Source organism: Chitinophaga sp. (assembly GCF_035538455.1).
Lineage (GTDB): Bacteria > Bacteroidota > Bacteroidia > Chitinophagales > Chitinophagaceae > Chitinophaga.
In genome coordinates this window covers 1-13654 of record NZ_DATLKJ010000227.1, presented here as the reverse complement: position 1 = coordinate 13654, position 13654 = coordinate 1, and the positions used below count along the sequence as shown (strand labels likewise).

Annotated in this window: 15 protein-coding genes; 8 read left to right on the top strand and 7 right to left on the bottom strand. The window is 46.3% G+C overall.

The genetic code is table 11. The features are described from left to right. Nucleotides 1–28 precede the first annotated feature (28 nt). Nucleotides 29–925, top strand: a complete 897-nt coding sequence (locus tag VM802_RS26805; RefSeq protein ID WP_325536531.1) for a LysR substrate-binding domain-containing protein — start codon at nucleotides 29–31, stop codon at nucleotides 923–925. Between the two features lie 16 nt (nucleotides 926–941). Here VM802_RS26805 and VM802_RS26800 read toward each other — a convergent pair whose 3' ends face one another. The 6 genes from VM802_RS26800 to VM802_RS26775 form a co-directional block, all read right to left on the bottom strand. Continuing rightward, nucleotides 942–1448, bottom strand: coding sequence for a GNAT family N-acetyltransferase (locus VM802_RS26800; RefSeq protein ID WP_325536529.1), 507 nt, complete (start codon nucleotides 1446–1448; stop codon nucleotides 942–944). Between the two features lie 35 nt (nucleotides 1449–1483). Further along, on the bottom strand, nucleotides 1484–2218 hold the full coding sequence (locus VM802_RS26795; RefSeq protein ID WP_325536527.1) for a metal-dependent hydrolase: 735 nt from the start codon (nucleotides 2216–2218) through the stop codon (nucleotides 1484–1486). Nucleotides 2219–2349: 131 nt separating this feature from the next. Further along, nucleotides 2350–2841: a hypothetical protein gene (locus tag VM802_RS26790; RefSeq protein ID WP_325536525.1), complete on the bottom strand. Its 492-nt coding sequence runs from the start codon at nucleotides 2839–2841 to the stop codon at nucleotides 2350–2352. A gap of 125 nt (nucleotides 2842–2966) precedes the next feature. After that, on the bottom strand, nucleotides 2967–3452 hold the full coding sequence (locus VM802_RS26785) for a hypothetical protein (protein WP_325536523.1): 486 nt from the start codon (nucleotides 3450–3452) through the stop codon (nucleotides 2967–2969). A gap of 129 nt (nucleotides 3453–3581) precedes the next feature. Beyond that, entirely contained in the window at nucleotides 3582–4007 is a 426-nt protein-coding gene (locus VM802_RS26780; RefSeq protein WP_325536521.1) for a hypothetical protein, read from the bottom strand. Between the two features lie 38 nt (nucleotides 4008–4045). Then, nucleotides 4046–4525, bottom strand: a complete 480-nt coding sequence (locus VM802_RS26775) for an RNA polymerase sigma factor (RefSeq protein WP_325536519.1) — start codon at nucleotides 4523–4525, stop codon at nucleotides 4046–4048. A gap of 461 nt (nucleotides 4526–4986) precedes the next feature. On the opposite strand from VM802_RS26775, the gene VM802_RS26770 reads away from it, so the two are divergent. From VM802_RS26770 to recR, 3 genes are all read left to right on the top strand, one after another. Continuing rightward, on the top strand, nucleotides 4987–5532 hold the full coding sequence (locus VM802_RS26770; protein ID WP_325536517.1) for a hypothetical protein: 546 nt from the start codon (nucleotides 4987–4989) through the stop codon (nucleotides 5530–5532). Nucleotides 5533–5766: 234 nt separating this feature from the next. Beyond that, the gene (locus VM802_RS26765; RefSeq protein ID WP_325536515.1) at nucleotides 5767–7236 is read left to right on the top strand and encodes an Ig-like domain-containing protein; all 1470 of its coding nucleotides are present in this window, start codon (nucleotides 5767–5769) and stop codon (nucleotides 7234–7236) included. Nucleotides 7237–7276: 40 nt separating this feature from the next. Continuing rightward, nucleotides 7277–7894 carry a recombination mediator RecR gene (gene recR / locus VM802_RS26760; protein ID WP_325536513.1) on the top strand — a complete coding sequence of 206 codons (618 nt, stop codon included), beginning with the start codon at nucleotides 7277–7279 and terminating at the stop codon, nucleotides 7892–7894. Between the two features lie 109 nt (nucleotides 7895–8003). On the opposite strand, the gene VM802_RS26755 is transcribed toward recR, so the two are convergent. Then, nucleotides 8004–8222, bottom strand: a complete 219-nt coding sequence (locus tag VM802_RS26755) for a hypothetical protein (RefSeq protein ID WP_325536511.1) — start codon at nucleotides 8220–8222, stop codon at nucleotides 8004–8006. A gap of 426 nt (nucleotides 8223–8648) precedes the next feature. On the opposite strand from VM802_RS26755, the gene VM802_RS26750 reads away from it, so the two are divergent. The 4 genes from VM802_RS26750 to VM802_RS26735 all read left to right on the top strand — a co-directional run bounded on the left by VM802_RS26750 (nucleotide 8649) and on the right by VM802_RS26735 (nucleotide 13642). After that, nucleotides 8649–9665 (top strand): homocysteine S-methyltransferase family protein, encoded by a 1017-nt coding sequence (locus VM802_RS26750; protein WP_325536509.1) that lies wholly within the window; start codon nucleotides 8649–8651, stop codon nucleotides 9663–9665. Nucleotides 9666–9713: 48 nt separating this feature from the next. After that, nucleotides 9714–12476 carry a methionine synthase gene (gene metH, locus VM802_RS26745; protein ID WP_325536507.1) on the top strand — a complete coding sequence of 921 codons (2763 nt, stop codon included), beginning with the start codon at nucleotides 9714–9716 and terminating at the stop codon, nucleotides 12474–12476. A 77-nt stretch (nucleotides 12477–12553) separates the two neighbouring features. After that, on the top strand, nucleotides 12554–13318 hold the full coding sequence (locus VM802_RS26740) for an exodeoxyribonuclease III (protein ID WP_325536505.1): 765 nt from the start codon (nucleotides 12554–12556) through the stop codon (nucleotides 13316–13318). 21 nt (nucleotides 13319–13339) lie between these two features. Beyond that, nucleotides 13340–13642, top strand: a complete 303-nt coding sequence (locus tag VM802_RS26735; RefSeq protein ID WP_325536503.1) for a DUF4286 family protein — start codon at nucleotides 13340–13342, stop codon at nucleotides 13640–13642. Nucleotides 13643–13654: the final 12 nt, after the last annotated feature.

The following is a 13654-nucleotide window of genomic DNA, read 5'->3' as shown; positions in this document are numbered from 1 at the left end:
TATCCCTCTAAATACGTATTTTTATTACATGTTCGACTTCAGACTCAAGGTTTTTCATACCGTAGCCCGAAGGCTCAGCTTTACCAAAGCTGCAGAAGAATTATATATTTCTCAACCGGCGGTAACCAAGCATATCCACGAGCTGGAACAACAGCTGGGAATGGCTTTATTTGAAAGAATCGGCAACAGGATTAAACTCACCCGTGCCGGTCAGCTGGTACTTCATCATGCTGAAATAATTTTCACCGATTACCGCAATCTGGAATATGACATTAACCAGCTCAAACATACACAGGGCGGCCTTCTGGCGATAGGCGCCAGCACCACCATCGCGCAGTACCTGATACCACCGCTGCTGGCGAAATTCAATCAACGCTATCCTGATGTAAAAACATCGCTCACCAATGGCAACACCGAGCAGATAGAGCAGGCGCTTTTTGAGAAGAGTATATTACTGGGTATCATTGAAGGCAACTCCAGAAATCCGTTGCTGAAATATGTGGAATTCACCAGAGACGAAATTGTCCTGGTAGGAAATGTGAAGCATCAATATGGCAACGGTGAACCACTCACAGCAACCGACCTCCGGAATATTCCGCTGCTGATGCGTGAGCATGGCTCTGGTACGTTGGAAGTGATCACAGATGAGCTGAAACGGCTGAAGCTGAAGATCACAGATCTCAACGTGGCCATGTATATGGGTAGTACTGAAAGCATCAAATCTTACCTGCACCATTCGCCCTGCGCAGCATTCCTTTCATTGCAGGCAGTACAGCGGGAACTGGAAGCCGGCGAATTTTCCATCATCCCTGTAAAGAATTTCCGGGTGGTGAGAAAGTTGCAGTTCACCTACCTGCAGGGTTTGCAGGATAAGCTGGCACAGCTTTTCATTAAATTCGCCAAACAGAATATTGCAGCAGAATAACCTTAACGGGTACACGCTAACGATTCATCAGCTGCCAGAACAGCAACTCACCTGAATGCCCGGTTTCCTGCATACCCAGTTTTTGCAGCACCTTCCTGGAAGGGATATTGGTGACATCGCATTCAGCTATAATCTTTCTTACATGAGGCTGCCGGAATGCCCAACTAATAAGGGCTGCGGCGGCCTCCTGCATATAGCCCCGGTTCCGGTGGAGCGGCAGCATGCTGTAACACAGTTCTACAGCACCTTCTCTGTCTGGCCGGCCTTTGAAGCCCACGTGCCCCAATAAGGCGTCTGCTTTTACGTCTATTATCACCCAAAGCAGCCATGGGAAGGCCTGCGGGTCATCCTGCAAAATCTCAATATAGTGTGGCAGTAATGCTTTCAGATCCTGTTGCGGCCATTCCGGTGGAATACTCGCCTGCAGTGTTGTCGCAGCGTGCACATCTTCCAGGTATATTTCCGTTATCAGCGGCAGCCGACAGGCGCGTAGCAACAAACGGGATGTTTGAAGGGGTAACATATAACCGATAGTTTAACTCAGAACAAAGCGCAGTATCATTTCCCGCTGATACCGGCTGAATCTAGTGTTTCACCGGGTTTCAGCGCATGTATACGCAGCTGAGGTACGTCTACAGTCAACGTCTTCAGCTGTTCGGGAGTGCCGGTCAGTACTGGCAGGGTACCGTAGTGGCAAGGTATTACATGCTTTACTTTCAGCAGTCGTATGGCATAAGCAGCTTCCAGTGGTCCCATCGTATAGCGGTCGCCAACAGGCAGTATGGCAACATCCGGTCCATATATTTCCCCGATCAGTGCCATGTCACCAAACACAGAAGTATCTCCTGAATAGTACGCAGAAAAATGATTGCTGGTACGAATGATAAAACCGTTGGCAGCATGTGTATAACCTATTTTACCATCGGGCATATACACCTGTGCAAAGTGAAAGGCGTTCGTCATTGTAATTTTAACATCTTTCACTGTAATAGTTCCTCCGGCATTCATCTGTTCAAAAACATGATCCGGTACGCCCTGTTCCTGAAGATATAATCGCACAATAGGGTTAGCAATTACCTTCGGAGATTTTGTACGGATGATGTCAATGATCTTTGCATCCAGATGATCTCTGTGACCATGGGTGATAAGGATGATGTCTACTTTTTCCGGGATATCTATCCCGGCTGGGAGAAAGGAATTCCCTGTATACCAGGGATCAATCAGGATAGTATGACCTTCTGGAGTTGTAAGCTGAAAACTGGCATGCGCCAGTAGTTGAATCTTCGTGCTCATAGTGAATCCGGCTTTACCTTTAACTAAATATACTATTTTCTGTTTCTATTCCTCCCCTCTCTGAAAAATGGCCAAAAAAAATCCTGCTCCAATAAAATCGGAGCAGGATAATGATATACTAACGGCCGCTGTTATTTGCGCTGTAAAGTATAAATAATAGCAGCTGTTTTACCTTCGAAGTTCACATTGGCTCTCCATGTCATCATACTGCCTGCACCAGTGATCTCCATGAGATAGCCGTCGCTGATATTCTTAGCCTTCACACCACTGAGCAGCTTCTTGAAGCCAAACATTGTAGTGGGTCCCTGCTTGGAGATTGTCCATACGATGTTCTGTGTTACCGGGCTGCAGCCGTTTTCAGTGGAAGAGAGTGTATAAGAGCCGTTTGCGTTATTATCAGGAAGCACCCATTGGCTGCCGATGAAGCATTTAGCCTGCGCTTCATCAAAAACAGTTACCTTGGCATTATCCGGAATACCTTCATATTTAACATCCGTTAATACCCAGTTTCCTTTTACAGCAGCTTTATTAATGTTGGTGGTAACCCCCTGCTTGGGAGAGCAGGATGTGCCGAGAATCGCTATCAGGGCCAGAAACAGGGTCGCTAATGATAAATTTCTCATGTGAAATGAATTTGTTTGTTAAATGCTCAACTATTCAACAGTTATACCTGCAGAAGGTTCACAATAGCTGCTGAATGTACAGGCAAGTTCAGCATTTACAATAAACGTACCAAATGAAAAAAAGATTAACGTCCTGCAGAGGTAGTGTTTGTTACAGGTTGCACACCGCGGTTGAGCAGAATCCCCTCCAGGTTAGCGGTGCGTTGATAAAGATACCAGGTGCTGGCAACCAGGCACATAGTGAGCACACATAATGCAATAAAAGCACAACGCCACCATACACTCACAGAGATCTGGCGGTTCCATCCGCTCATATTGATGATCACCTGCTCCGGCGGCGTGTATCCCTTACCGTTATTACCTGTGGTGCGGTAATAACCAAATCCATGCTGGTGTATTTTATCGAAAATGCTGTCCTTCAGTTCTACCGGGGGCAAAACGGCTTCTTCCAGTAATTTACCTTCAATTCTCAGTTCTGTTGCAGCAATTTCCTGTTCAAGCACCGGATACATCTGGCGCATATATGTGAGCTCTTCTTCCTGTTCGGCTGTGGCCAATCCAAACAGGTATGATTCAATGATTCCGCTTTCTATGTAATCTCTTATGTTCAAAACATTATTTTAAGCCATCTCCACAAGATATAATCAATAAAAATTATATATTGTAGATACGATTTTGCTGCGTTGGCGGATTTTTAAATCGAGATTTTTTTTTAAATAACGACCTTCTATTCCTCAAAATTATAAAATGGAGGCAGAATCTTTATAGTTTTCTATATAGACAGTGACAGCGTTTGTTTCTTTTTTCTCTTTTTCCTGGCGGTATTTCAAAAAATAATAAATAGCGAAGAACAGAAAGATTTTGGATAGTATGAAGATAACGATGAAAAAGATTTTCCACCAGCGGTGTACTGAGATATGGCTTCCGTCCTTAGGTTGAATATTGATGAAGGTATAGTTGGGCGGCGGTTCACTTTGTCCGTTCCTGCCTTCCCATTTCATCTTCCGTAGTATTCTTTCCCTGGTTGCAACCGGAGGGAGCACTGCTTCGTCAAATGCAGCTCTTTCCAGGCGGCGTTCGACCAGATCAATTTCGGTGTCGAGTTCGGGATATAGCTTGCGCATATGCTGTAGCTCCTCTACCTCTGAATCGGTTGCTAAACCCATTACAAAGGACTCGATAATACCACTTTCTATGTAAAACTTTAATTCCAAGTTTCTTTCAAGAATTGTCTGAAGGCTTTCATAGCTGCCCCCAGTATTTCATTTACTTGCCCTTCTGGCATTGCCAGCATACGGGCTATCGTTGTGATTGATAAACCTTTAAAATAACAGAGCCGAAAAACCTGCTGCTCGATTGCAGGCAGGTCCAGATAAAACCGTTGTAACACGCCCTGTTCTTTTTCCATTATTTCTGTACCGGTCAGCGCTGATTCAGGTAGCACTTCCTTGATAGCAAATTCCCTTGTTTTGCGTAGCAACCAGGCAAACAAGGTACGATGACCTGATACGTTAAAAGCATCTATATGACTGAAAGCCCAGGTAAAAACCCTTACAATGACATCGTTGGCCCTATCTTTTACTGGCACCAACTGGAGTACCATTCCATACAGGGCGCCTGCATAACGGTCGTACAGCAGCTCCTTTGCTGCAGGATCTCCCATTGCCAGACGTTCCACGAGCATTTGCTCATTGATATGTGTCAGATCTCTCCGCAATAATCAGGCTATCCTTTTAAAGATTGCTAAAATAATAAATTTGATACATGTTTGTTCTTTCTTATCCCGTGAAATTTCCTTATTTGCAAAATAAACAGAAATGGACAACTGTTTTTACCTGCCAGATTATATATAATAAAAATCAGTGTAGCCATTACTGTTATATAATACCCGGATACATAAAACTACCTCATATTTTTCTTACAAGCCAGCCCCACAGCTGTCAATGTATTCAACTCGGATCTTAATCAGCATTCAAATCAACCGCATGACCATCAGCTATACACAGAAAACCAGCACCGCCTGGATAAGTGACGCCGGCAAACACGCTGTTGGTAACATAATTTTACTGATTCCCTTGTCTAAGGCAACTATTCCGGCACGATAATGTTATAGTAAATGCCTTTTATCTTAAAACATTACTGTGTATGAAAAATCTTATGCTTGTTGCGGCAGGTGCTATAACCCTGCTTTCTGCCTGTGGTGGTGGTGGCACTAAATCCAGTGCTGATTCTGCAGCAAACGCGGACAAAGACACCGCCCTCGCTGTTCATTCAAACAGCACCGCCAGCCTTGATGTACACCCCATTTCCGGCTATTTTGTGAAAAACACAATCAAGGTGTCGGACAGCCTCACTTTCTGGGTGATCGACAACCAACGGGCGTTTGACAGTCTTTTCGGTGTCGCCAAAACTATGAGCAATAAGCCCGACATACCAGATTTCGGTACACAGATAGTAGTGGCTGCTGCTATGCCGGCAACATTCTATGGTACACAGATCCAGCTGGCATCAGCGGTTTCCAATGACAAAGACAACGGTGCCAATCTGCACTTCGCTGCGCCCGCTGAAAAAGAGAAAAAATCATTCTCCATAGTGCCTCTCTGGCTGGGAAGCATTCCCAAAACAGGTAAAAGCACCATCAATTTCTATACTGGCGATCATCTTTCTCAGACAATCAAAGTGAACGAATAACTGATGTAACACGCCCCACATACAGTGGGGCTTTTCTCCTATAGCTTATCTCCCGGACATACGGGGCAGTATGTACGTAACTGCTCTGCGGAAAGCTGTTGCCAGGTAAAAACGAAAAATTGCCGCAATAACAATATTTTTGCTGATCCCCAGGTGATGATATTTTTTCGGATAAATCATCCGGCGCATTATAATCCGGGGTAATTTGCAGCATATTTTAATCCGACTGGTAACATGTATCAACATATCAGGAGCTGGGCTTTCCGGCTGATTTTTTTAATGGTATCCGTTTCGCTGACCCGTTGCGCCAATATAGTACCTCCCAGCGGGGGACCGCGCGATAGTTTGCCTCCGGTGCTGATGGCGGTAAATCCCCCTGACTCCACCCTACATTTCAAAAGCAGGAAAGTAGCCTTTGTGTTTGATGAATATGTTGAGCTGGATAATGTCAATGATAAGCTCATTGTGTCCCCCACCCTGAAACGTACGCCCATAGTAACTGCCAAGCTACATACTGTTACCATGGAGATCAGGGACACATTGCAGCCCAATACTACTTATACCTTCAATTTTGCAGATGCCATCCGGGATATAAATGAGCGCAACATTACTCAGGACTTTCAGTATGTAGTGTCTACCGGCGATTATCTCGACAGCCTCCAGGTGGCTGGCCGCCTGATAGATGCTGAAACCGGCAAACTGGACAGCAACGTGGCTGTGATGCTTTACAGAAGCATGGAGGATTCAATTGTATCCAAGGAAAAACCGGTTTACTACGCCAAAACCAAAAGTGACGGCTCTTTCCGGTTTAAGAACGTTGCACCCGGCTCTTACAAAATATTTGCACTGAAAGAAGAAGACCGTGACCTCCAATACAACCAGCCGTCTGAGATGATCGCATTCATAGAAACGCCGTTGGTATTGAAAGAAACCAACCTCTCGGATGTGAACATGCTCCTGTTCATGGAAACAGACAGTACTATCAAGCCTCCGGCGGAACCTACAGATTCTTCAGATATAGAAGAATCTGTGAAAGAGAAGGAAAAAGACGAGAAAAAGAAAAAGCATCCCAAACTGCAGGTAACACCTGCACTGGAAGGCGGTATGCAGGAACTTCCAGCCCCCATGACACTTACATTCAATCTTCCATTGCGGAATGTGGACAGCGCAAGGATCACATTGGGTGAAGACAGCTCCTATACACCTGTAACTTTCCACAGTAAAATGGACTCTACCCATACCAAAATGTATCTGAGCTATCTGTGGAAGGAAGGTATGCCTTACCGGTTGATTATCCCCAAAGATGCTGTTACGGATACCTCCAGCCAACAGCTACTGAGAGCAGATACCATCAGCTTCAAAACTAAAAAGTCCAGCGACTACGCGATCTTCGGCGTTACACTGAAAGTTAGCGACAGTACCCGCCAGGCCATCAACGACGACTCCATGCACTACATCGTGCAATTAGTGCAGGATAAGGCCATCAAGTACTCCGGCGAAGCAGTGAACGGTAAGTGGGTGCAGAAGTTCATTGCGCCTGGCGAATACGAAGTCAGGGTGCTGCTGGACAAAAACGGGAACGGCAAATGGGACCGGGGGGTATATTACAAGTCTCCCAAGCGTCAACCTGAGCGGGTAATCCTCATTCCTGGCAAGCAGAACCTGAAAGCATACTGGTCAGTCACCCCGAAAATAGAAATATAACAAGGATATAGGCCAACAGCAATATTCCTAACTTTGCACTATGGTATTTTCCTCTGCTCTGATAGAAAACGCGGTAAATGAATTTGCGAAGCTACCGGGTATCGGTAAGAAAACGGCGCTGCGCCTGGTATTACACCTGCTGAAGCAGGATCCTGCGCAGGTGCAGCTGTTTGGCGAAGCCATTGTGCGTATGCGGCAACAGATAAAGTTCTGCAAGGTGTGCCATAATGTATCTGATGAAGAGCTGTGCAGCATTTGCAGCAGCCACTCGCGGCAGCGGCAGGTAGTATGTCTGGTGGAAAGCATCCGGGATGTAATGGCGATAGAGAATACACAGCAATTTAACGGCTTGTATCATGTACTGGGCGGCATTATCTCCCCGATTGACGGTATCGGACCGGATCAGTTGAATATCCACTCATTGATTGAGCGTGTACAGCATCAGGGGGTGGAAGAAGTAATCATGGCGCTGAGTCCTACTATTGAAGGAGACACCACTATATACTATCTCTCTAAAAAACTGAAGGATTTTCCGGTAAAGATCACCACTATTGCGCGTGGTATTGCATTCGGCGGGGAGCTGGAATACGCGGATGAAATGACGCTGGCCCGGTCTATCTCCAACAGATTGCCACTGGAAAACTACGTAAAGCAGTAAGCGCATCTCCTCATAACCACCTGTCAAAATAAAAATATCATAAAAATAATACGGGCGTTTAATAACGCCCGTCTTCGTTTAACCTGTAATTCCACGTTATGAAAAATAATCAAGGCTTCTCCCCAGAGGGATGGCCACATAATATTTTATGATTGGTTTCTGCTTTTTCTTTTTCCTGCAACTCTCTCCAGCGCTGCATTTCATATTTATTCAGAAAACATACCTTAAACACTTCCGACTCGTTATTGCCGGCCGTTTCCGGAACAGGATGCAAGCCGAGGCTGGCGAGGTGTTCACGGAGGGCATGGATATGTTTTGATATAGACATCACGATTAAAATTTGTTGTAATAAAAATGTAGAAGAACTTAATGATATATCCTTGTTGAGTTGCACGTTAACAACAACACCCGCAGGAGGCGCAGGCTAAAGGCCGGTGGGGAGCCAGGCTCATATTTCTCACAGTATTTAAATCATTTTGTTGCATGTGTTTTTTTCTATTACCCTACAAATATAGTAGACTTTATAGACTTCAACCAAATTAAATTTCATGTATAGATAAAATCTATATCTACAACCCTCTGCATCAATAAAAAAACCGGCTTTTAAAAATCCCCGGAACAATTGTCCGGACTTGTCTTTCACGTCTCTGATTTCATATGGGAAAGTATTATATTTGCAGAGTTATACAGGGAGATTTGTTTATTGTTCGCCCTTGTAAATTTTCTAAACCGTAACTAATAAACGCATTGTAATATGAAATCTTTACAAGACTGCGCAAATGAGCGTGTGCTCATCATTGATGGTGCGATGGGCACCATGATCCAGCGATACAAGCTGCAGGAATCAGACTACAGAGGAACCCGCTTCGCTGATTATCATTCAGACCTCAAAGGCAACAACGACCTGCTGAACCTCACCCAGCCACAGATTATAGAGGCCATACATAAAGAATACCTGGAAGCAGGTGCTGACATTATTGAAACCAATACATTCAGCAGTACTTCCATAGCCATGGCCGACTATGATATGCAAGCCCTCGCCTATGAGCTGAATCTGGCTGCAGCGAAAATCGCCAGAAGAGCAGCGGATGAGTATACAGCCAAGAACCCCGACAGACCGAGGTTTGTAGCCGGTGCCATTGGTCCGTTGAATAAAACATTGTCGCTCTCCCCGGATGTGAATAACCCGGGCTACCGCTCTGTTTCTTTTGATGAAGTGGCCGAAGCTTATGAGGAGCAGGTCAAAGGCCTGTCTGAAGGTGGTGTAGATATACTGCTGATTGAGACTATATTTGATACACTTAACTGTAAGGCAGCAATATACGCTATCAAGAAATACTTCCGTGAGTCCGGCAAGCCGGAGCTCCCCATTATGATTTCCGGTACCATCACTGATGCATCCGGCAGAACGCTGAGCGGACAAACCCTGGAAGCCTTCTATATTTCCGTAATGCATGCCAATCCATTCTCAATAGGTCTTAACTGTGCATTAGGGGGCAAACAGATGCGCCCATACGTTGAAGAACTGTCCGGTATAGCCAGCTGCTATGTAAGCTGCTATCCTAACGCCGGCCTGCCCAACGCATTTGGTGAGTATGATGAAGAACCGGAAGATACAGCCTGCATCATTGAAGACTTTGCAGCATCTGGTTTTGTAAATATTGTAGGCGGCTGCTGTGGTACCACACCAGACCATATCCGCCACATTGCGGGACATGTTAAGAACATCACCCCCCGCGTGAGACCAGAGTTAGTGGAAACACTCGCATAACTGCCATGCAAAAAATCATCGTCTACCATCAACGCATCAACAGCAACAATGAGCATAACCACTTTTAATACAGATACCGATACTATCGATGCCAATACCGGGGAACACAGGGTAATCAGACCCTTCCTGCGGTTGAGTGGCCTTGAACCACTGATAGTACGCCCCGAAACCAACTTCATCAACGTAGGGGAACGCACCAACGTGACAGGCTCCAAGAAATTCGCGCGCCTGATCAGGGAAGGCCAGTATGAAGAGGCCCTCTCTGTTGCCCGCCAGCAGGTGGAAAACGGCGCCCAGATCCTGGACGTGAACATGGATGACGCCCTGCTCGACGGAGAACTGGCAATGTCCACTTTTCTAAAACTGGTAGCCTCCGAGCCGGATATTTCCCGCATACCTATTATGATTGACTCCAGTAAGTTCAGCGTAATAGAGGCAGGCCTGAAATGTGTGCAAGGTAAATGTATAGTGAACTCTATCAGCTTAAAGGAAGGTGAAGCCAAGTTCATTGAACAGGCGTACATCTGCAAAAGCTTCGGAGCTGCTGTGGTGGTAATGGCTTTCGACGAGCATGGCCAGGCCGACACAGAGGATAAGAGAGTCAGCTTCAGCCACAGGGCATACAAAATCCTTACTGAAGTGGTGGGCTACGATCCACAGGATATCATTTTCGACCCAAATATATTCGCTATTGCCACCGGCATCGAAGAACATAACAACTACGCAGTGGAGTTCATCAACGCCACACGCCGTATCAAGGAATTGATGCCTTTGGCAAAAGTCAGCGGTGGTGTAAGTAACGTGTCGTTCTCTTTCCGTGGTAATGAAACCGTGCGCGAAGCCATGCACTCTGTATTCCTGTATCATACCATCAAAGCTGGTATGGACATGGGTATTGTGAACGCCGGTATGTTGCAGATCTATGATGATATAGAACCGCAGTTGCGCGAGCTTTGTGAGGACGCCATACTGAACCGCAGACCAGACGCCACCGAGCGATTAATACAGTTTGCCGAAACCGTAAAGGCCAAGGGAAAAGTAATTGAAAAAGATGAAAGCTGGCGTCATGGCAGTGTGGAAGAACGGTTGAGCCATGCATTGGTGAACGGTATCACCGATTATATTGACGGAGATACAGAAGAAGCCCGCCAGAAATACCCACGCCCGCTGGACGTGATTGAGGGACCACTGATGGATGGTATGAACATCGTAGGTGACCTGTTCGGTAGCGGTAAGATGTTCCTGCCACAGGTGGTGAAAAGCGCCAGGGTAATGAAGAAATCAGTGGCTATTCTTACACCATATATTGAGGAAGAAAAGCTTCGCAACCAGGCAATACATGGTGGCGAAATCAAATCTGCTGGCAGGATTCTGCTGGCCACTGTAAAAGGCGATGTACACGACATCGGTAAAAACATCGTAGGCGTGGTGCTGGCATGTAATGGATACGAGATATTGGATCTGGGTGTAATGGTACCTGCTGAGAAGATATTACAGACTGCCAGGCAGGAAAACGTGGACATCATCGGCCTTAGCGGCCTGATCACCCCCAGCCTGGATGAAATGGTGCATGTAGCCCGTGAAATGAGCCGCCAGCAATTTAACATCCCATTGATTATCGGTGGAGCAACCACATCACGCACACATACTGCTGTAAAGATCGCACAGGAATATGGGCATGGCGTGGTGCACGTACTGGATGCCTCCCGTAGTGTAACTGTCACCGGCAGCCTGCTGAACAAAGCCCTGAAAAAGGATTTCCTGGAAACGGTAAGGAGCGAATATGAAAAGCTCAACGAGACTTTCCGTAATAAAAAACCAGTAAAACAATACCTGCCTATCGCGGCAGCACAGAAAAACAAAACCGTTATCGACTGGAAAGCCTATACTCCCGTGAAGCCCAGACAGACCGGCGTTCAGAAGTTTGAGAACTACGACCTGGCCGAAATAGCCCAGTATATTGATTGGCAGCCATTTTTCATTGCCTGGGAACTGCATGGCAAATTTCCGCAGATCCTCACAGATGAAGTAGTGGGGGCTGAAGCCACACGCCTGTACAATGATGCACAAGAGCTGCTGCAGAAAGTCATCCGCGAAAAATGGCTGCAGGCCAATGCCGTTATCGGTATATTCCCTGCCAGTGCCATTGCTGACGATACCATCCTGGTAACACCGGAACAGGCGGGTATATCCTCTGTAAAACTGGAGTTCCTGCGTCAGCAGATCAAGAAAGCACCAGGACAGGCTAACCTTTCCCTGGCCGATTTCATTGCGCCTGCATCATCCCAAAAAACGGATTATATCGGCGGATTTGCAGTAACAGCAGGTGCCGGCATAGAAAAGTGGCTGGATAAATTCAAGGCAGAACATGACGACTATAACAGCATTATGCTGAAAGCTCTTGCAGACAGGCTTGCAGAGGCGTTTACAGAACTGATGCACGAACGTGTACGTAAAGAGTTCTGGGGCTATGCCAATGACGAACACCTGAGCAACGATGAGCTGATAAAAGAAGCCTATAGCGGTATACGCCCTGCACCAGGTTACCCGGCATGTCCTGAGCACACAGAAAAATATAAGCTGTTTGACCTGCTCGATGCTACAGCCAACACTGGTATCACGCTGACCGAATCTCTGGCCATGTATCCCGCTGCAAGCGTAAGCGGCTGGTACTTTGCCAACCCTGAAGCCAAATATTTTGGTCTTGGTAAAATAGAAAAAGACCAGGTGGAAGACTACGCTGCCCGCAAAGGCTGGACAGTAGAGGAAGCAGAAAAGTGGCTCCGCCCCAACCTGGAATACGATATGTAACAACTCACCATCACGCTCCCCACCGGGAGCGTGATTTATTAATATTGAACGCTAACCACCTAAACGCAACCACACCTATGCGTATAGTATCTTATAATGTGAATGGGCTGAGATCAGCCATGACAAAAGGTTTCTCTGAATGGCTCCAAACCGATCCCGCCGATATTATCTGCCTGCAGGAAATTAAAGCACATCAGGAGAATGTAGATTTCCAGCAATTCGAAAAGCTGGGGTATGATCACTATTGGTATCCGGCCCAGAAGAAGGGCTACAGCGGCGTAGCGGTGCTCACACGCATTAAACCGGACCACGTACAATACGGCAGTGGGCATCAGCAAAGTGATTTCGAAGGTCGCTTTATAAGGCTCGATTTCGGCAATGTTACCCTGATCAATACCTACTTCCCATCAGGTACCAGCGGAGATGAAAGACAGACCTATAAATATCAATGGCTGGACGAGTTTCTGGAATATCTTGCAGAGCTGAGAAAAACCAGACCCAACCTCATTGTTTGCGGGGATTATAACATCTGTCATAAACCGATCGATATTCATGATCCGGTGAGCAACAAGAACTCAACCGGCTTCCTGCCCGAAGAACGTGCCTGGATGGATCGTTTCTTCGCCAGCGGGTTTGTAGACACCTTCAGGGAGTTTAATCCTGATCCGCATCAGTACAGCTGGTGGAGCTTCCGGGCCAATGCCAGAAACAATAACAAAGGCTGGCGTATTGACTACATCAACGTAACCTCGCCGCTGAAAGCCAAACTGAAGCACGCAGCCATCTTCCAGCAGGTGAAACATTCAGACCACTGCCCGGTGTTTCTTGAACTGGAGCATTGATTACGCTCATACAAATATACTATGATCATTTATAACGTTACTGTGAAAGTAGCCACAGACACGCATTTGAGGTGGTTAAAGTGGATGCGCGAAGAGTATATACCCTCTATGCTGCAGACAGGTCTTTTCCACGATTACCGCATGTGCAGGTTACTTGAGCAGGATGATAGTGAAGGACCCACTTACACCATTCAGTACTTTTCCGATAGCCTGGAGAACTACAATACCTTCCTGAGCGAGCACGCAGAAGCGCTCAGGCAAAGGGCTTACGACCTGTTCGGCGACCGTTTTATTGCCTTTAATACAGTGATGCAGGTAGTATAATTCCGGTCGTTA

What these genes read in the sequence shown, in the direction of transcription:
- VM802_RS26805 (WP_325536531.1), top strand. Translation starts at nt 29, where the DNA reads ATGTTCGACTTCAGACTCAAGGTTTTTCATACCGTAGCCCGAAGGCTC.
- VM802_RS26800 (WP_325536529.1), bottom strand. Translation starts at nt 1,448, where the DNA reads ATGTTACCCCTTCAAACATCCCGTTTGTTGCTACGCGCCTGTCGGCTG.
- VM802_RS26795 (WP_325536527.1), bottom strand. Translation starts at nt 2,218, where the DNA reads ATGAGCACGAAGATTCAACTACTGGCGCATGCCAGTTTTCAGCTTACA.
- VM802_RS26790 (WP_325536525.1), bottom strand. Translation starts at nt 2,841, where the DNA reads ATGAGAAATTTATCATTAGCGACCCTGTTTCTGGCCCTGATAGCGATT.
- VM802_RS26780 (WP_325536521.1), bottom strand. Translation starts at nt 4,007, where the DNA reads ATGGGTTTAGCAACCGATTCAGAGGTAGAGGAGCTACAGCATATGCGC.
- VM802_RS26775 (WP_325536519.1), bottom strand. Translation starts at nt 4,525, where the DNA reads ATGCTCGTGGAACGTCTGGCAATGGGAGATCCTGCAGCAAAGGAGCTG.
- VM802_RS26770 (WP_325536517.1), top strand. Translation starts at nt 4,987, where the DNA reads ATGAAAAATCTTATGCTTGTTGCGGCAGGTGCTATAACCCTGCTTTCT.
- VM802_RS26765 (WP_325536515.1), top strand. Translation starts at nt 5,767, where the DNA reads ATGTATCAACATATCAGGAGCTGGGCTTTCCGGCTGATTTTTTTAATG.
- recR (WP_325536513.1), top strand. Translation starts at nt 7,277, where the DNA reads ATGGTATTTTCCTCTGCTCTGATAGAAAACGCGGTAAATGAATTTGCG.
- VM802_RS26755 (WP_325536511.1), bottom strand. Translation starts at nt 8,222, where the DNA reads ATGTCTATATCAAAACATATCCATGCCCTCCGTGAACACCTCGCCAGC.
- VM802_RS26750 (WP_325536509.1), top strand. Translation starts at nt 8,649, where the DNA reads ATGAAATCTTTACAAGACTGCGCAAATGAGCGTGTGCTCATCATTGAT.
- metH (WP_325536507.1), top strand. Translation starts at nt 9,714, where the DNA reads ATGAGCATAACCACTTTTAATACAGATACCGATACTATCGATGCCAAT.
- VM802_RS26740 (WP_325536505.1), top strand. Translation starts at nt 12,554, where the DNA reads ATGCGTATAGTATCTTATAATGTGAATGGGCTGAGATCAGCCATGACA.
- VM802_RS26735 (WP_325536503.1), top strand. Translation starts at nt 13,340, where the DNA reads ATGATCATTTATAACGTTACTGTGAAAGTAGCCACAGACACGCATTTG.